This window comes from Bacteroidia bacterium (assembly GCA_027493955.1).
In the GTDB taxonomy this organism is placed as follows: Bacteria; Bacteroidota; Ignavibacteria; order SZUA-365; family SZUA-365; genus JAOSJT01.
Genome location: JAOSJT010000001.1, coordinates 5,130,939 through 5,148,794 on the forward strand (window position 1 = coordinate 5,130,939; position 17,856 = coordinate 5,148,794).

Consider the following 17,856-nt stretch of genomic DNA (forward strand, 5'->3'; position numbering starts at 1 on the left):
ACACCCCGCGTGCGGGCGGGCATTCAATCACCGTACGTCGGCGGCGGGCCGCACACCGCCGATTTAATAACAACCCCGGGCCGCCAATGAAAATCATCGAAATAGAAGTCGAAAACTTCAAGAATATCACGAGCAAGAAAGCGACGCCCAACGGCGCCAGCATGTATCTGGTCGGACCGAATCAGTCCGGCAAATCGTCGTTCGTCCAGGCGGTCTACGCGGCGCTCACCGGCAAGGAAATCCCCATCGAGGCCATCACGCGCGGCGAAAGCGAATGCACCATCAAGGTCAAAGTGGGCGACGACCCGTTGAAGGCCGTGACCGTGAGCCTGGGTCTGAGGGAAGGCAAGCGCGGCCTCAATCGTTCGCTCTCCATCGTCGACGAAAAAGGCAACGTCATTCGCGACAGCCCGCGCACGTGGCTTAACGACTACCTCGGCAACTTCGCAACCGACGTTGAAGGCCTCTTCGACGGCGACAAGGCAAAGAAGATGACCGTCATCGCGCAGGCCCTGGGGCTGGAGGAAAGCGAGCGTCACTACGCCGGACGCATGAAGCAGCTTTCCGAAGACCGCCGCAAGGATGATGTGAGAATCAAGACGCTTGAAGCGGAAACCACGCGTGTCGCGGGCGAACTTGAAGCCGAACCCGCCATACGCGAACTGCGGGCGACAATCGAACCCGACATCCGCCTTTCGTCGCTCCTCATGCTGCCGTACGACGACATGATCGATGCCCTCGATAAGGTCATCCTTACCGAATCGGTCAAGCTCGAAACCCTGCCGTCCAAGGCCGACCGTCTCGCGGACCTCGAACGCCGGTACGTCGAACGCAAACAAACCCTCGACAACGAACTGGCCAAGACGCAGACGATTATCGAGGTGGCGGGCCAGTCTCAGGTCTCCATCCAGAATGACATCACGTCGATGCGCGAGCAGATCGAGGTCCTTGAGCGCCGCATCCGCGAGAAGGAAGATGACTACAAACGGGCCCAGAGCAACATCGTGGCCGACATCGAACGCAAACAGCATATCGAACGGATGATCACCGGGTGGGAGAGCACCGTCGCAGAAGACCGCCGGACCATCGAATCGGACGACGACGGCAAGAGGCTCGCAATCGAGGCGCACATCGAAGGCCAACGGGCGGAACGAGACAAGTACGTGAGACTCAGGTCACTCAAACCGCGGGCGTACGACCTCGAAGAGAAGCTGCAACAGCTCGTTCAGGCCCGCCGCGAATACCAGTCCGTCATGAGGGCCATCGAGGACCTTGCCAGCGACCGCATGGCCGCCATCAACACGGCGCTTGGATCAATCGACATACCGCTCGAGTGGGACGACGTGCGCGAGGAATTCACCTACAACGGTTTCGAACTCGACGGCGAACAGGTCAATACCGCGCTCATGACTGAACTGGCCCTGCAACTCGTCATGCTCAACAAGGACCAACGGCTGCGCGTCGTACGCCTCAAGGACGCCGCCCTGCTGGACGAAACCACGAGGACGCGCATCCTGCAATACGCCGAAAGCAAGGGTTTCCAGCTCTTCCTTGAGATCCCGATGACCACCGGCGAAAGCGACCTCGTCATCCAATACATCGAATCCCATCCGGACGAAATGAACTTACCGGTGGCACCACCAGCGGCCACACCGGCACCGAAACCAACCATCATCAACGACGGATTTTAGGCATGAAACGTAAGCCAATCACAGCACGCACGCGCGTCGCACTGATGAAGCGGGCGATCCGCTACGACCTTCGGGGCGTCCATCCGGACCACACCGTCACCATACTCGGGATGGTGCTGCTGCGGGATAAGTCGGCCGTCGACATCGACTATACCGGACCCGTCCGCAACGTCGGACGCATTCGGACGAGGGCGGCGATATGACAACGGAAGGACTGCCCGAACGCGCTGAACGCAGGGTCGAGTCGTTGCATGACCTCGAAGGTCTCCGCATCCAACGACGGTCGGTCTTTACCGAAGGCGGCTACCTTTCGAAGCCGAAGCCCGCGGCCGTCGTGATCAATTTCAACGGCGCACAGATACTCCACCTCTTGAATTGGGGCCTGTACGTCTACAAGAAAAAGGAATAACCCATGGCGCATACAACCGTCGTGACGGGGGTCAGGCTCAGGCTTGTCCCCCGTCTTCATTACAAGCAGAAGGGGTCACTCGAAGATCCCTGGAACATCCTCATTACCAACCAGCTCGTCTTCCGCTGGCTCACCTTCGCATACATTCTGGAGTGGTACCGATGACCGAATTATCGCAACTGACCAACGACGAACTTCTGGCCATCATTGCGCCGTCCATCAGGCTCGACGGGCGAACCCTGAAGGATGTCGCCATCACGCCGATTACGGACCTTCATAAAAGCGGAGTCACGATGCAGTCCGCCAAACGCATCAAGGCGGCGTTCGAACTCGGCTACCGCTACCTCAGCCAATGCAAAACGGCGGGGGAGACCATCAACTCGCCGGAAGACGTGGCGCGCATATTTATCCCTAAGCTGCGGCCGCTTGACCACGAGGAATTTCACGTCGTCATGCTCTCGAACAGCGGACGCATCATCGAGGACTTCACGGTGTCGAAGGGCATCCTGAACGCGTCGCTCATCCATCCGCGCGAAGTCTACAAGCGGGCGGTCCTGCTATCCGCCGCAAGCGTCATCCTCGTGCACAACCATCCTTCCGGAATACGCGAGGCCAGCAAGGAAGACCATCACATCACCAAGCAACTCGTCAGCGCCGGCAAGATGATGGACATACCCGTACAGGACCACGTCATCGTCTGCGGCGAGTCGTACATCAGCTTCGCGGAGAGTGGGTGGTTGTAAGGAAGGATTGTTACGTGAATTGTTACGTAAATTGTTACGTGACTAGGTCAAAGTTGTCGATTTCGGTCTGTCGGTCGTACCGCGTGAAAATCCCATTGGACACAAAAAAATGCCGTAAAACGTTAATTTTACGGCATCTGCATTGGGTTTGGGCACTTATGTGCTCGTACACGCGAGGGGACTCGAACCCCTGACCCGCTGATTAAGAGTCAGCTGCTCTACCAGCTGAGCTACGCGTGCACAACCAAATTACGGCGGCACGCGGAATTTTCAAAGCGGAAAAAGAAAAATATCTGAATAGACTTACAAAATGCACGGAAGTTGCGAGAAAGACAAACGAGTTACATTTGAAGTTAAACGTTAAACGTTAAACGTTAAACGATGGGGAGCTTACCTTGAGGCTGACGATTCTATCGATTGACGACTACGATTGACGATTGATCTGCCTCGGACGGAGCGATTTCCAAACGTATCTGGTATCCCATACGGTATCTTCGTTTAACGTTTAACGATTAACGTTAACCGTTAAAAGTTAAACGATGGGGAGCCTACCTTGAGGCTGACGACCCTATCGATTGACGACTACGATTGACGATGGATTTGCCTCGGACGGAGCGATTTCCAAACGTATCTGGTATCCCGTACGGTATCTTCGTTTAACGTTTAACGTTTAACGATTATCGATTAACGTTAACCGCTAAAAGGTAAACGATGGGGAGCTTACCTTGAGGCTGACGAATCTATCGATTGACGACTACGATTGACGATTGATCTGCCTCGGACGGAGCGATTTCCAAACGTATCTGGTATCCCATACGGTATCTTCGTTTAACGTTTAACCTTTAACGTTAAACTGCAATTCGCAAATCAAAATTGTTCGTCGTCGAAGTACATGCTTACCTGGCTGACGCCGGGGACGGCCTGGAGATCGCGGAGGAAACGCTGGTTCTGATCGCCGTCGCGGAGCTGTACGTAGTAGGCGATGTCTATGCGCTCGGCCTCGCCGGGTGCGGTGATGTTGACCATGCGCTGTCGCTTGCAGTAACGATGCAGTACGTCGAGATAGGGGGGCTGCTCGCCGCCGTTGGTGTGATACGAGAATTGCAGCAGGTACTCGCGGCGCTGCGCTCCGAATATGGGTACGCGGGCGAGCACGAGTATGATGCCGCCGATAAGCGTCGTACCGATGTAAGCGATGGCCAGCGCGCCGGATCCGGCGGCAAGGCCGACTCCCAACGCGAAGAAGATGAACACGATGTCTATGGTGTCCTTCACCGCCGTGCGGAATCGGATGATGGACATGGCGCCCACCAGACCGAACGCCCGCGCGAGATTGTTGCCGATGATCATGATCACCATGGTCGTGATCAGCGTCAGCAGTATCATGGAACTGACGAAGGAGGGCGAATAGCCGGGTCCCTTGTACGTCTTGCGATACAGCCACGATATCACCACGCCGCAAATGAACGCGGTGAGGAAATTGACGAGTATCTCGCCGACGGAGAGGGGAAAGAGATCGAGTTGTTGCAGATCGGGAAACATGCTGCAAAGGTGCTTCAGTGTGCCGGAAAAATCTTCGCCGCAGATGCTTGTCCGCGGGAAGCCGTGAGGTTGACGATGCGTTCGCGCTGTCGTGAAATACTGAAATCGCGATGCGAATCCAGGCAAATGGTGTATTTGGACAGCGCCATGCGCTTCAGCTCGTGTCGCTGTATGATCTGCCGCAGCGCCAGCGGAACGCCGGTGGTGAACTTCACCTCCAGTATGCAATGCCGTTGCATGGCCGCGATGCTGCGCTTTCCGTCATACAAGCCGTCCAACCCGGGCATGAACACGCTGCGCAGATTGCGGTCGATGGTGACTCGCAAATCGGAGGAAAACCGTCCGACGAAGGGCTCGCGCTCATACACGATGAGTATCACCGGCCGGAGCGTATCCTTGCGGTAATGATAGAAAAAGCGCTCCGCGTTGCTTTTATTGATGGCGTCGCCTTTGTACGGGAGTATGTATTTCTCTATGTCCTGCCCTGCGAACAGCGCTTCGACGTTCTCCGCCGCCAGCGCGGCACGGTACTTGGTCAGCAGGCCCGCTTCCTTGCGCTTGATTTCCAGATAGGCCAGGTCCCCCGGCTTGCGCTCGTTGTATGCACGGACGCGGAATTTCCGGCGCTGCCGCTCGCCGCCGATTTTTTCGCGGTATGCGGAATATGCGGCATCATCAAAATAAATGGAACGCACGGTATAGGATCCACGTCCCGTCTTGTCCGCCCAGGGATCGAGATCGGTGAGCGGTAACAGCTCGTGCCGCACGGCCTCCAGTGCTTCCAGCGGCAACAGATATTTGTATTCGAGCTTGGGGTAAGGCATCGCTACTCAAACATCTTTCGCAAGGTTTCCATTGCCCAGGCGGCGGGACGCACAGGCGGAGCGGTAAGACTGCATCGCGCCAACATGCCGCCGCTCACGCCGGCATCGCAGTGTTCGATGCGCGCGATCACGGTGCACACGGGACGTCTTCCAATGTAGTGAACATTGCGGTCAATCCGCTCCACGCGCGCGCTGCCGCCCAGGCCCGTCCGGGGTATGGTAAAATCAATCGGCTCACCGGGCGCGATCAGCCCGAGATCGGGGAGCTCGATGGGCACGACGAGCAATTGCTCCGTGATGTCCGATATGACGAGCAGTGTGTCCACTGCCCAGGACGAGCGCTGCACGCCGCTCACCGGCGTAATGAAGGTGTTCTGACGCATGAGACCGCGGAGTTTCTCCAGCTGGTCCCGCAGGGAGAGCGCGTTGGCTTCCGCGGCGCGCACGTCTTCGGGTTTCAGGCCGGTGCTTGCGGTGCGCAGTCCCGCTTCCGCCAGTTCCACATTGATGCGGAGTTGCCGGAGCCGATCCGCCGATATCTCGAACAGTTCATCGGAAATCGTGTTTTTACTGTGCAGCTCGGTCTGCCGGGCGTGAATTTTTTCCTGCTCGTCGCGCGCGGCCTTCGCGAAGGCGAGCCGCTGCCGGGCCTCCTCGATCAGCGACGCCTTCTCTCCGCTGCGCGCGGAGGCGACGGTCGCCTCGGCGACGGACAAAGCGCCTTCCAATGCGGAAATCTGCTGCATCAGCGCGTACGACACTATCCATCCCACCGTGTCGCCGCGCAGCACTTCGCCTCCGCGCAGGCGCTCGGAGAGCACGAAACTCATGGCGTCTCCGCGGTCCACCTGCGTCATGGTGCAGTGCTCCACCGCGCCGCTGCGATTGTCGCGCAGCAGCGAAACGATCTGTCCGTTGTCCGTGCGCAGCAATACCCATTCCCGGGCGGACGCGACACTGCCGCGCACGCTGAGCGAGCGGGGGATATCCACCGGCAGCAGGAGCACGACGACGATGAGCAGGACAATTGCCGCGATGATGGAATATGTTCTTCGGCTGATCTGGAGCATGATGGTACTGTCTGTGAGCGGGCGCGCCTGTGCGATGCCCGCGGTGCTTCGGCTCTTATTCGCCCATGACGACGAGTTTGTGTGTGCGCATACCGGCTGCGCTGTACAGACGACACAGGTACATGCCGCCCGGGACTTTTGCGCCCTGTGTATCCGTCCCGTCCCATGCCGCTTCCCACGTGCCGGGGCCGTTCGCTTCGCGGTCGAAGCGGGCGACTTCGCGTCCTGTGACGTCATGAATGCTGATGCGCACGGGACCGGCTTTCGCCACAGTGTAGGTCAGCACGGTGTGTCCCGAGAAGGGATTCGGATAATTCCGGATGCTGAAGTCAGCGATTTGCGTTTCACCGCCATCCGCGCTCGTGGTGTGCAGCGCCTTGAGGCCGGGATAATCGGGTGCATAGCGCAGCACGCGGGCGGTTTCGCGGCCGGTGTTGTAGGACCAGACGACCTCTCCGGAGGGCGTCACTTCCAGGAAGCGTCCTTTCGTGGCTTCGGAGATCAGCGTGTTGCCGTTGGGCAGGCGCTGATTGCCTCCGAGATGATTGGAGAAAAACGCGGTGCTGTTCGAATACGTCCACGCGGGTGTGGCGGGTCCGAACGCGGCGCCGCTTTCAAGAACGTAATTCCCCTGCGCATCACGCGGCGGTGTCAGTTCGGTGATGATGGAAGCCCTCGCTCGTGCGTTGTTGTTGAAAGCGAGAATGTTTCCTTCTCCCGGCAGTCCCTTCGGGACCCACCACGGGCAGTGCACCACATCGAACACGGCGCTGCCGCTTCTGCCGTAGTTCGCGGGCCTGCCCCAGCGGTAGAGGATGTCGCCGCCCTTGCCGCGTCGTCCCCCTGTGTTGCCGGCCGCTTCCTCCGTCGTCGTGCTGTGGTCAATGACCCACAGTTCACTCTGATTATGTGAAGTGATGACGATTTCGTCCCGATCCGGATTGTAGCTGATGCCGTTGACGTGCAGCCAATCCGCCGCCGACGGACCGAAACCGAGACTCGGCAGATTGACGTTCAGACGGCCGGGATGCTCGGATATCACTCCGTAATTCGGTTTGGCGGGATCTCTGTCCTGCACGAGATGGTCCCAGGCATGCCATTTCCACACGATCTCCCCGCCGCTCGGTCGGATGGGACGGACTTCCACGATGTGATCCGGCCACAGCGCCGCGTTCGTTGTGCGTCCCTTTGCCACGGCTTCGGCCGCGGATTTCACTTCATACGCGATCAGCAGAATGTTGCCGTTGGGCAGGGGCTCGATGTCGTGATGCGCGATATACGTTGCGCTGGAATAGGTGAATTCCCACACGACATTGCCAGTCCAGGTAATTTCCTGTATCAGTCCGGAGTACGCCGGTGCCTGCAATTGCGCGTTCGGCACTGTGGCGGGACGCAAAAGGTTGCCGTTTTCCAGAAGGTAGGCGCAATAGCCGCCGCTGCGCGCGTTCTGCCAGGTATGCACGACCTCATTCTTCATATTGATCAGGTACGTCGTCCTGCTGTTGTTCGGATTGTAGAGCGTGTAACCTTCCCACGCGCTGATCTGGCCCTGCGCCGGGATGCAGACTGCAAGAAAAAGTACGGAAATATATGTGAAGATCGAGATGCGAGACATGTGACGGAGGAAAATCGTACTCATCGGCGAATCCTCGTGATACGGTGTGATTGTGGCGGGGTTGCGTTCAAATGTGCGATCATGTCAACGGAGTTTGAGCACCTTGGTGCCGCTGCTGAAAAAGGAAGCATCGCCGCCTCCCGAAACGCGTAATTTCCAGATGAAGCTGCCCGACGGGAGCGTAGCAGCGGGAGCAGCGGTCTCATGCAATCCGGGTGTGAACCAGCCCAGAGCGTGGTCGAACACTATCCTGCCGGCCATGTCCACGGCGAGCAGCGACACGGCGCCGCCGTACAGTAATTGGAAACGCAGCATGCCCGCATCCGTGGCGGGATTGGGATAGACGTCGAAGAGCAGTATCGGATTGTTCGGGAGCACCGCGCCGGAGCCGCCGGCGAGATACGCGTCCGCCTGGGCGATGACGCGCTCACTGCGGAGCTTTGCGAAGCGCAGCAGTCCCGGAATAGTCATGTTGATGCCGACCACAACATCTTTTTCTATATTGTCCAGGAACTGCTGATAGCTGTACAGTTTGTGGGGATCCGCTTGTACCAGAGGATCGAGAAAGGTCTTCCAGTGCAGTACCCGCGTGGTCATGGAATCGAGGGACAGCGGGCCCTGCGCAAGCGCCCGAATGTAGCGCAGGTACTCGGAACGCAGAGAATCGTTTTCCAGAATGCGCGCGAAGGCGGGACGTTTTTCGAGAGAGGGAATGGAGAGAATGTCTTGCGTGATGACATTCCAGTTGTTGCTGTACGCGCCGAAGGCTTCGTTCGCATCCCAGGGAATGAACACGAAGCGTCCCGTGCTCTCATCGTCGTAGAGATAGAAGTTGCGTCCCGATCCGGTATAGCTGTCGAAATGCGACGCAGCCATGTTGAAGGCGTTCATGCGGATGCAGTTCCCGAGATCGAGCAGGGCGCCGGCGCGCTCGACGAAATGCGCGCCGGCGGTATGGTTGACGACGTCAATCATGGCCACAAGGCGCGACCAGTCGTTGGTGCTTTCATTCGTCTTGAGTTCGAATTCGCGCTCGTACTGCTCGCCGCCGTCGCCGCGGTACTCCAGCGTGGCGCCGTTATCCGCCGCTTTGTAGAGATTGAAGTCGTTATCCTCGAAATGTCGGGACAGAAATTTCTTGTCCACCTGCTCAACCTGCGTGTACAGACCAAGCAGGGCGCCATCCACCGAAAGTGTCGCGAAAGCGGCGCGGGGCGAGGGGAGAATGGTGCGGAGAATGTCGTAGGCGAGTTTCTCGCGCATGAAGCTGGGATCCTTCACCCCGTTGGAGAAATTCAGGCGCGTGATGCCGAAGCAGCTCTGTTTGCTGCGGTATTCGTCGAACTTGAGCTTGAACGGTTTCTTGGGCGTGCTGCGCGACTGCACGAACGACGAGTTGCCCTTGTAGCGCACACCCACGCTGTCGAACACCATGCCGTGGTACTCCACTCGGGCGGGGATGTACTCTTCGTCCTGATTGTAGTAGTACAGCAGACTGTCCTGCCAATGCTCCGTATAGAAATGAATGTTGAATTCGTGCACCACCGTGTCGTCGAAGAGCATCGCCGAGGAATCCGCTTCCTGCGCGCAGGCAACGGATGCGGTGAGGCCGATGACAAGAAGGTGGAGAAGAGCTTTCATGAATGACTCGTTTTACGTACGCCGGATTTACTGCGCGTTGCGCACGGTACGGAAGCCGATGAAATTGAACAGATAATCCGGCGTGCTGAAGCTTCGGTTCGACGCGCGGAGGTATGCGGCGTCGTTACCCCAGCTGCCCCCACGCAATGCGTGCCAGTTGCCTGCCGTCGGACCGGAGGGATCCGTCCCCGGACTCCCTGCATAATAGGTTTCGTCGTACCAGTCGTGGCACCATTCCCAGAGATTGCCGTGCATGTCGTGCAGGCCGTAGGCATTGGCCTTTCTCGACGCGACGCGTCGCGTACCGAAATCAGGTGAGTCGGAGCTGAGATTCCAGGAATTCCCCGCCCAGACGGAATAGGAGCCGAACTCCGTGCTGTCCGCCGGGGAGGCGGGATAGGATGCGAGATTCCTTCCCCACGAGAAATCGGACGCGTTGCCTCCGCGGCAGGCGTATTCCCATTCCGCCTCGGTCGGGAGACGGAAGCCATTGCGGCTCAGGTCGGCGGTAACGCCTTCGAGCGTGCAGCCATTGCCCGGCGTACCGAGAATGGCGGTATAGGTATAGACCGGATCCAGTCCCGCCTCGAGACTGCGGGCATTGCAGAACAACACCGCATCGCCCCATTCCGTCAGATAGGCCGGGTACGCGGTGCCGAGTCCGTACACTGCGCTCCATGCCGGTGTGAGGTACGCCGGATAGCGTGCCTTCATGATGCGCTCGTATTCGCCCTGTGTCACTTCCGTGCTGTCCATCCAGAAATCGCGGGTGAAACTGACGGTGTGTACCGGCCTCTCGTCTGCGTTTCCGCTGACGGAGCCCATGGAGAAATTCTTTCCTTTTGCCGTGATGCGCACAAGCGACCCGCTGCGTTCTATCGTATTCGGCTGTGGATCGGGGGTGGTGGTACCGTCATCGGAATCGCAGGCGGGAAGGAGCAGCGCGATTGCGAATACGGCGAGCATGCTGATACGTGTGATCCGGTTCATGATCAACTCATGGGTATGTGATGCGAGGATGTGGAATGAGCGATGTGTGGCTCGGGGAGAATGACAACCCCTGCCGTTGAAAAGTTTCAAACCGGAAAAACCCCACGTCCATATCTGTGGAAAATACGACGGTATTCTCTGTGACACAATGCACATTCCCGTTCCATGTAATCACTTCCACGATTTGTGCCTGAACGCGGCAAAGGGAGGCGCGGAGCCTGTACCATCCGGTAGAGGCTGTCGTCGCGTCGCCTGTCACCGATGATTTCCACTGCGGACGGATGTGACTATCCGCCTGCAGTGAGCAGAAGAGTCGCAACGGCTCGCGGCACGCCGTTCACAGAGAGGAAGACGCCGTACCAACCTCTCGGAAGCGAAGCCGTTTCAATGCTGCAGGCGCCGCGACCGTCATCTCCTATCCAGATTGTGCTGTTCCGCACTTCGCGGCCGAGGATGTCGCGTATGCGTACTTCGGCGGCTGCAGGACCGGGTGACTGCACGTCGATGTGCGTCACGTCAACGGAAGGTTGCGGATGCACAGTGAGGGAGAACGCTGTTGGTGTCGCCTCTGATGGAGGGATATCGTTTGTGGGAGCGTCGTCGGGCAGAGCGATGGATGCGATATGCGTATCCATCCACGACATTCGGCTCGAGATCCAATTCCGGAGGTAGGAGATTTCCTCCTCCCAGGTGTTCCCGACAAAATAATTCGGCCATATCGCCTGACCCAGCAAGGCCCAGCGTTGAAAATGCCGTTGCTGCGCCTCACCAAGCAACGCGGTGAGAGAATCAATACGCCGGTCTGTGACCAGTGACGAGAGTATGGAGTTGCGCAGTGTGCGCCAGCGTGCAACGAGCGCGTCGACAAACACCGAATCCTGCAACAGTCTTCTCCACCAGAATGGTACCCTGCCGTAATGGGAACGCCATCCGGATACGAGCTCGGCATCCGCATAATTTGCGTTTCCGAAAGCGATGTTGAAATCCCACACCGGACCGGCGACAAGCCGTCCATCCTTGGAATCTCTGTTCTTATGGAGGTAGAGACTCGCAACAAAGCCGTCAACATTATTGGCGACTTCATTGATGAGTATGTAATCCACGAAAGAGGGTACGTTGAGCCAGGCGGGATAGCCGGTATGGCAATCGGCGAACGAGGATGATCGCATCATGTCTTCGAACGCTTTGATGTAGTCCTGGATGTACCAACGTTGATACAGGTTGATGTTGTTCGACGTGGGGTAGATATGCCAGTACACATAGTAACCCGAGGAGTCATAGGCCCCCGGGAAACCGAGCTGGGAATCTTTCCCGTTTCCATCAATCGCGATGATGTACCCTCCTGTCAGAGCGCTTCCGGATTCGACCGAGGAGTCGAGTTTCGCAATGTCCACGCGGTTCTTATCGCGTTTTATCCGCTCAAGCAGTACGTACACACCCTGATAACGGTCGTTGAGCACCAACTCGCAGAAGCGGGTACGGCTCGCGTACCACCCCATATCTCTCGCGATCTGATAGACAAGCACATTGCGTATCAGTGATTTGTCCACATAGGGCGCATAGAGAATCCAATCGTGCTCCTGAGGGAACTCGCAGAGTGAGACGTTGCACTCCTGATTGAGTGTGTCCCGCGTTTCGATCAGATACTGTTTCTGTTCATACTGCAACGAACTGTTTCCGCGCAGTTCGATGCCGATCCTCCCGTCAAAGTCCGACGGAGTATCGCAGATCGTGTTTCTTCCTTCATGGCGTCGTAAGACGCGCATGGACGCTGCCACCTTCGGCTCATCCGGAATGGGTTGTCCGTCCGTCTGGATAATGATGATGGGAAGATTCGAAGAGGTCAACACCGTGTCCTGCGCGTAAGCTCCTTCGACGCTGCCGGTGATGATGGCGAGGAAAAACGTAATGCACGCTCTCCCGGCCGGGATAAGAGAATTGTTCATGCTCTTTTGCGACGCTATCAGACAAGGATTGGTGTGATGACCGCGGGAGGGACCCCAAGCGAAGCAGGTCTGCTCTCCCGGCTGCCGAAGCGGAAGTACTAATCCACCCGATTTCGGCTCTGTGTGCGCTCACCGCCCGCTTCGCGAGTGGCATGTGGCATTGCTGCAACGCAGCCCACACAGTGGAATAACACATGAAGACGGTAAAAGTTACACACAGGTTAAAAAAATCTTGAATGTACCTCTCCTTCGTGGCAGACAGAGGTGTACACCTGACAGGATTCTCCTTGTCCATGAAAAAGGGAGCGCAGAAGCTGACGGACAGCCTGCGCTGCACCTCCTCGCCACTGCGGTGTGTTCGTCGTCTCCGTCAGGCAGCTTGACATCGAGAAACAATCTCAGTAGGTTTGAACATTGCATGGCATGGTGGACGATGAAAGCTATCGTAAGCGCGAGTCTATTCTTCTTATTCCTCTCACCGGTGTTGCACGCGCAATCAGGAGATGATGCGTCCACACAACCGTGGTACGACAAAGTGGTGCGGCTCAGGGACGGAAGTGTGCTGCGGGACGTGGAAGTGACGCATGAAAAGGAGAAGGGCGAATACGAGCGCTACATCATCAAACGGCGCGACGGCGCGATCGTGACGAAGCTTCCTTCCGAGATTCTGGTGATTGAGACGCATGCGCGGACGCTATTCCCCCCGCGCTATCATCCCATTGACATCGTGTATCCCTGCGACGACAGACAGCGCGAATTGCAATGGTATTTCGCCGAGCTGCGTGGCTGGGTGATGGCCACGGGAGCGGACGAATCCGTGAATGCCATCGGTCTGGAACAATGGACGTTCGGCCCCGAAATCGCTATCGGCTGGCGCGCGCATCCTCTCGGCGTCGGACTCGGCGTATCGTATTTCCGCGCGCGGGATATCGCGCGCATCCCTGTGTTCCTGCACGCACGCTGGCAATTGTCTGCGAAGTGTTTCGCGCCCTTTCTCTATGCGCAATTGGGCACGGTGTTCGACGATCAATCCGATGTCGGTTTCGAGGTGAATAATACGTTTTCGCCCGCTCCGAAAATCCTCGGCATCGGCATCGGCGTTGACCTGCCGGTGGCGCCGTGGCTGGATCTCTCCGCGGATATCGGGTATCGCTACTTGCAACTGCCGACAAAGGTGCCCTGCGACTGCTCGGATCAGGATCCGCTTCTCGAAGCGGTGTACTTCAATGAAAGCCACGGTGTACTGCTGCGCGTGGGCGTGACGTTGTAACGGATGGAGAACGATGAACAGTGGAACAGTGTCGTGACGGAAAAGTCGAAGGCGAAAGGAAACCCATGAGATCAGCACTCTGTCGCCTGTGCCTGTACATGGCCATACTTGCGGTGATGGCCGCAGCGGCCTGTCAATCGCCGTCGGAGACCCCGCCGTCGACGTTGCGCTCTGTGACCGTGCATGTGCAGAATGCCGACGGAAGCGGCGTGGAGAGCGTACCCGTCGCCTTGTACCCGCTGCCGGAAGCCGAAACGGGCAGTGATCCGGTCAACAGCGCGCTCACGGACCGCGATGGCACTGTGCGCTTCGCCGTGGACATCCCGACCACCGGCAAGGGCTTCCGCATACTGGCAGGCGACGACCGCTTGGGACGCGTCGCTGTGGACGCGAATCTTCTGTGCCGCGACACGGTGATCGTCGTCCGTCTGTTGTTCGAGGATGTGCCGTGCGGTGGGGACGTGTCGCACACCCTGCGCATCAGCAACATTTGTGCGCCTCTGAAGACGGGGGAGCGTTTTACCGATTCCGTCGAGGTACGCTTCATCTCCGGTTGTGACGTACCGCTCACGTTCACGTTTTCCGGCGACCCGAGCGGCGCGGACATGCAGTACCGGCTGCTCGAGGCCTCCGGCAGGCAGATCCCGGGTTTCCCCTTCACGATACCCGCGCGCGGGCAATTCACCTTCCGTGCCGTCGCATCACCGCTGGACAGCGGACTCAAACGATGGAATGTCGTGCTGAACGGCACGGGCCCCAATCAGGCCACAGCCACCGTGCGCATCACCGTGGAGGTGGATGCGGTGAATTGCAATATCTGCGACTGTCCCGATACGGTGATCGTCGTGGATTTCGGGGTGGTGCAGGCGAAACCCACCACGCAGCGGGGAACGCGCTCCGTCGAGTTGCCGCCGAATCTCTGCAATTTTTTACGGATTGACAATCTCGTCAAAGGAGCGTCCAAGCCGACCATATTCGGTGTGTCTCCCGTGGACAATGTGCAGCTTGGTCCCGGCGACGCATCCCGCCTGCACTTGTCCTTTGTTCCGCCGGACACGCTGCGCTACAGCGATACGGTATTCGTGGAGCATTTCATTCCGGCCGAGCAAAAACGCTGCACCACCATGGTCATTCTTCGCGGACAGGGCTGTGGCCCCGCCTGCCGCATCATTGCGGACAATCTCGTTCAGACAGGCACCGACACGTATCAGCTTCCTTTGAACAGGGTGCGCGCGTATCAGAGCGGCGTAGAGCGTGTATGTTTCGAGAATCCGGGACTGTGCGGCTCGGTCACGCTGAACCTCTCCGCTCCCGACCGTCCGGGCTTTAGCGTCACACCCCGCACACTGACCATCGAGCCCGGTGAAAGCGGCTGCTTTACCGTGCGCTTCGACGCTGAGGACGGTGTCGTCTGGCCGCAGGGACATGGCCGTCCCGCGGACATCGATCACGATCTCCGTCTGGACATCAGCAATTGCGGACCATTGAAAACTGTGGATGTCCGGGTCATCGTGGATACCTTGCCCGCGCAGTTCTCCCGCTGCATTTATCAATGGGATCAGAATGAGAACTTCGGCTACAATTTCACACCCATTGAAGGGAAGGGGGAGGACCGCTTCGACCCGCAGGCTATCACGCAGCAGATTACCGATCTCGTCGTACTTTCCGTGCGTCCCGGAGTGGATGCGGACGTGCTGTTGCGCAGCGGCTGGAAGTTCATCAAGAGCGGCGTGAGCGAAGCGCAGTTCAACTTCGCGGACATGTCCGCCGGACTCAACGGCTGGACGCGCGCGGAATACGAGAGCATCACTTCCGGTAGTTTCAACACGGGGCGTTCAGCCGTTCTCGCATTCCGCAGCGTGTACTCTGTGCGCATCGAGCGGGGCGGGGTTGTGTATTACGCCTGTGTGCGCGTTCGCGAACTGAGCGTGGATCCGGACGGGAAATTCAAACTGTGTCTCGACGTTCTCTTCCCGATGATCAAGGAGTGATGCGATGCGCCGTCCGCAATGGAGATATTCTCTGTTTCTCGTCCTTGCCATGCTACTCGCTGGCTGCGCTGCCTCGGTGCATCAGACTCCGGGGCCCGTCACCGCGGGCACGGTTTCGAGAACGAGCGTGTACAACTGCGGCGTCCTGAACACGGCCGAGGATGAATTCGCGCCGCTGCTGCTGGAGGATGGCAGAACCGTGCTCTTTACGTCGAGCAGACGTCGCGACGCGGGTGCGCGCAAGCTCTCGCCGCAATTCCTGTATGGCGAGGCGGTGTATCACGCGGTGCGCGACGTGGATACGCCGGAGCTGCAACTGAACAATACGGCCATGTGGAATGCGCCGGAGCTGTACCACGCAGGGGTGCTCGACAAGGTGAACACCGGCGCGGTGACCGTTGATGCGGGGCGCGAGGTGATGTACGTCAGCGGCACGTATGTGCAGCTCGGCGAAGGGGGAGCAGATATTTACACCGTGCCATTCCCTGGTGTCACATCCGGCTTTACCCGGCTGGAGAACGTCAATTCGCCCTGGTGGGACGCGCATCCGGCGGTCAGTCCCGACGGGTCCTTACTCGTGTTTTCGAGCGAGCGTATCGGATCGCAACCCACCGTGAGTGATTCCGGCAGCCGGTCGCCGCATTTGTGGATGTCCGTGCGTGAAGGAGGCGCATGGTCGCGTCCCGAACTGCTGCCGCAGCCGGTCAATTCAGACGCCGCGGAAGTGTCGCCGTTTTTCGGCGGCGATGGCTCTCTGTATTTCGCCACCTCGCGTTGGAGCGACGCGGGCTACGACATTGTCCGTACACGGCAGCGCAACGGAATATGGGAGCAGCCGGAGCGCTTGCCCGAACCCGTAAATTCCGAGGCGGACGACCTTTTCCCTTTTATCACACCTGATCGAAAGCAGTTGCTGTTCGCATCGAATCGTACCGGAGGCGCGGGCGGCTACGACATCTGGGGCGCGGAAATGCCGTACTGCCTCGCGCTTGTCGCCGATGTACGCCTGCTGGATGCGGATCCTGTCGGCAGCGCTTTCACCCATCCGGCGGTCAGCGTTGCGATGGAGGTGCTGGACGCGGAAAGCAATGCGCTCGTCGAAGCGGGACGCACCGATGACCGGGGAGTCTATGCAAGTACGGTCTGTCTCAAGGCCGGGAAGCGCTATCTGCTGCGTCCCGGAGCGCGAAGCTGCTATGTCTCGTCTGAAGGTATAGCGTTTACGACGCCGGTCCCGGAAGCGTTTTCGGACACCGTGTTCATGCAGCTCGATCTGCGTCGGCTCGCACTGCCGGAGTTCCACGTCGTCAGCGATTCGATCCCGTTTTTCGTTACCGGATACTGGTATCCGAATACCACCGCGGAACTCGGGCGCCTCCGCGACCGGCTCACCAGCATTGGGGACCTGCCGAACGCAAAATTCGTGGACACATCGGATTACGAGTACGACTGGGCCGCGGAGCGCGTGGATGCATGGTTCGGCCAACTCTACGAATCCATTGAGCGCATGCTGGTCCCCATGATGGATAGTTGCTACACCGGCGCCGATACCCTCGTGATTCGTGTGCTTGGCTATGTGGATCCCCGTGGCCTCGCATGGGGCCGGTATGACGAAAACATCGAAGTCCGCACGGTGAGCTCGCTGATTCGTCCCGGCGCGGTGATGCAGGGCGAGGAAGGCAACGCCAAATTGTCGCACTTGCGCGCGTATTTTGCCAGGGAAATGATAGACAGGGAAATGGAACGCCGCTCCCCGCGCTATACCCTGCTGCGCAGTATGGGCCGTCTGCGTCTGGAAGCGGACGGCGGGAACATCGGCTACGGCAAGACCGGCAGCACACGGGGTCCGGTCAATGACCCGCTGAAACGAAAATTTACCGTGGCCGTGGAGATTCGCGGAGGGAGGTAGGACTCCGTACAGTCGCCGATCATGCGTCCGCACCGTCCGCTGATTGGTGCGACCATCTTTTTTTATCGGAGGAGAAGAAAAGAAGGGAAGCACTCCGCAGAGACTGACGTCGCCCGGAGTACGACAAAAAGGGACGCCAAATGTCCGAAATACTTGCATTGTATCCTTCGTACGCCTACATTTATCTCATTATCCGAACTCGTGAGTCTATTATC

General features: G+C 58.4%; 15 protein-coding genes and 1 tRNA gene. 8 read left to right on the forward strand and 8 right to left on the reverse strand.

The genetic code is table 11. The features are described 5' to 3' along the window. The first annotated feature begins 86 nt into the window (after window positions 1-86). The 5 genes from M5R41_19395 to radC are packed head-to-tail and all read left to right on the forward strand — an operon-like array spanning window position 87 to window position 2,843. The gene (locus M5R41_19395; protein ID MCZ7558559.1) at window positions 87-1,691 is read left to right on the forward strand and encodes a hypothetical protein; all 1,605 of its coding nucleotides are present in this window, start codon (window positions 87-89) and stop codon (window positions 1,689-1,691) included. A 2-nt stretch (window positions 1,692-1,693) separates the two neighbouring features. Then, window positions 1,694-1,894, forward strand: a complete 201-nt coding sequence (locus M5R41_19400) for a hypothetical protein (GenBank protein MCZ7558560.1) — start codon at window positions 1,694-1,696, stop codon at window positions 1,892-1,894. Then, the gene (locus M5R41_19405) at window positions 1,891-2,100 is read left to right on the forward strand and encodes a hypothetical protein (protein MCZ7558561.1); all 210 of its coding nucleotides are present in this window, start codon (window positions 1,891-1,893) and stop codon (window positions 2,098-2,100) included. Before M5R41_19400 ends, M5R41_19405 begins: the two co-directional genes overlap by 4 nt. A 3-nt stretch (window positions 2,101-2,103) precedes the next feature. Next, window positions 2,104-2,265, forward strand: coding sequence for a hypothetical protein (locus tag M5R41_19410; GenBank protein MCZ7558562.1), 162 nt, complete (start codon window positions 2,104-2,106; stop codon window positions 2,263-2,265). Beyond that, the gene (gene radC / locus M5R41_19415) at window positions 2,262-2,843 is read left to right on the forward strand and encodes a DNA repair protein RadC (protein ID MCZ7558563.1); all 582 of its coding nucleotides are present in this window, start codon (window positions 2,262-2,264) and stop codon (window positions 2,841-2,843) included. The genes M5R41_19410 and radC overlap by 4 nt, the downstream gene beginning before the upstream one ends. A 167-nt stretch (window positions 2,844-3,010) precedes the next feature. Here radC and M5R41_19420 read toward each other — a convergent pair. The 8 genes from M5R41_19420 to M5R41_19455 form a co-directional block, all read right to left on the reverse strand. Further along, window positions 3,011-3,083, reverse strand: a tRNA-Lys gene (locus M5R41_19420). Window positions 3,084-3,710: 627 nt separating this feature from the next. After that, window positions 3,711-4,385 carry a DUF4956 domain-containing protein gene (locus M5R41_19425; protein MCZ7558564.1) on the reverse strand — a complete coding sequence of 225 codons (675 nt, stop codon included), beginning with the start codon at window positions 4,383-4,385 and terminating at the stop codon, window positions 3,711-3,713. A gap of 14 nt (window positions 4,386-4,399) precedes the next feature. Beyond that, a complete protein-coding gene (locus M5R41_19430; protein MCZ7558565.1) occupies window positions 4,400-5,209 on the reverse strand; it encodes a polyphosphate polymerase domain-containing protein in 810 nt (269 codons plus the stop codon). 2 nt (window positions 5,210-5,211) lie between these two features. Beyond that, window positions 5,212-6,279, reverse strand: coding sequence for a hypothetical protein (locus tag M5R41_19435; protein MCZ7558566.1), 1,068 nt, complete (start codon window positions 6,277-6,279; stop codon window positions 5,212-5,214). Window positions 6,280-6,334: 55 nt separating this feature from the next. Next, window positions 6,335-7,918 carry an aryl-sulfate sulfotransferase gene (locus M5R41_19440; protein MCZ7558567.1) on the reverse strand — a complete coding sequence of 528 codons (1,584 nt, stop codon included), beginning with the start codon at window positions 7,916-7,918 and terminating at the stop codon, window positions 6,335-6,337. Between the two features lie 60 nt (window positions 7,919-7,978). Beyond that, a complete protein-coding gene (locus tag M5R41_19445) occupies window positions 7,979-9,535 on the reverse strand; it encodes a CotH kinase family protein (GenBank protein MCZ7558568.1) in 1,557 nt (518 codons plus the stop codon). 27 nt (window positions 9,536-9,562) lie between these two features. Continuing rightward, window positions 9,563-10,525 carry a formylglycine-generating enzyme family protein gene (locus tag M5R41_19450; protein MCZ7558569.1) on the reverse strand — a complete coding sequence of 321 codons (963 nt, stop codon included), beginning with the start codon at window positions 10,523-10,525 and terminating at the stop codon, window positions 9,563-9,565. A 287-nt stretch (window positions 10,526-10,812) separates the two neighbouring features. Then, window positions 10,813-12,471 carry a CotH kinase family protein gene (locus M5R41_19455; GenBank protein MCZ7558570.1) on the reverse strand — a complete coding sequence of 553 codons (1,659 nt, stop codon included), beginning with the start codon at window positions 12,469-12,471 and terminating at the stop codon, window positions 10,813-10,815. A 418-nt stretch (window positions 12,472-12,889) separates the two neighbouring features. On the opposite strand from M5R41_19455, the gene M5R41_19460 reads away from it, so the two are divergent. The 3 genes from M5R41_19460 (at window position 12,890) to M5R41_19470 (ending at window position 17,641) form a co-directional block, all read left to right on the forward strand. Next, window positions 12,890-13,741, forward strand: a complete 852-nt coding sequence (locus tag M5R41_19460; GenBank protein ID MCZ7558571.1) for a hypothetical protein — start codon at window positions 12,890-12,892, stop codon at window positions 13,739-13,741. A 65-nt stretch (window positions 13,742-13,806) separates the two neighbouring features. Next, window positions 13,807-15,732: a hypothetical protein gene (locus M5R41_19465; GenBank protein MCZ7558572.1), complete on the forward strand. Its 1,926-nt coding sequence runs from the start codon at window positions 13,807-13,809 to the stop codon at window positions 15,730-15,732. A gap of 4 nt (window positions 15,733-15,736) precedes the next feature. Then, the gene (locus M5R41_19470) at window positions 15,737-17,641 is read left to right on the forward strand and encodes a hypothetical protein (GenBank protein MCZ7558573.1); all 1,905 of its coding nucleotides are present in this window, start codon (window positions 15,737-15,739) and stop codon (window positions 17,639-17,641) included. Window positions 17,642-17,856: the final 215 nt, after the last annotated feature.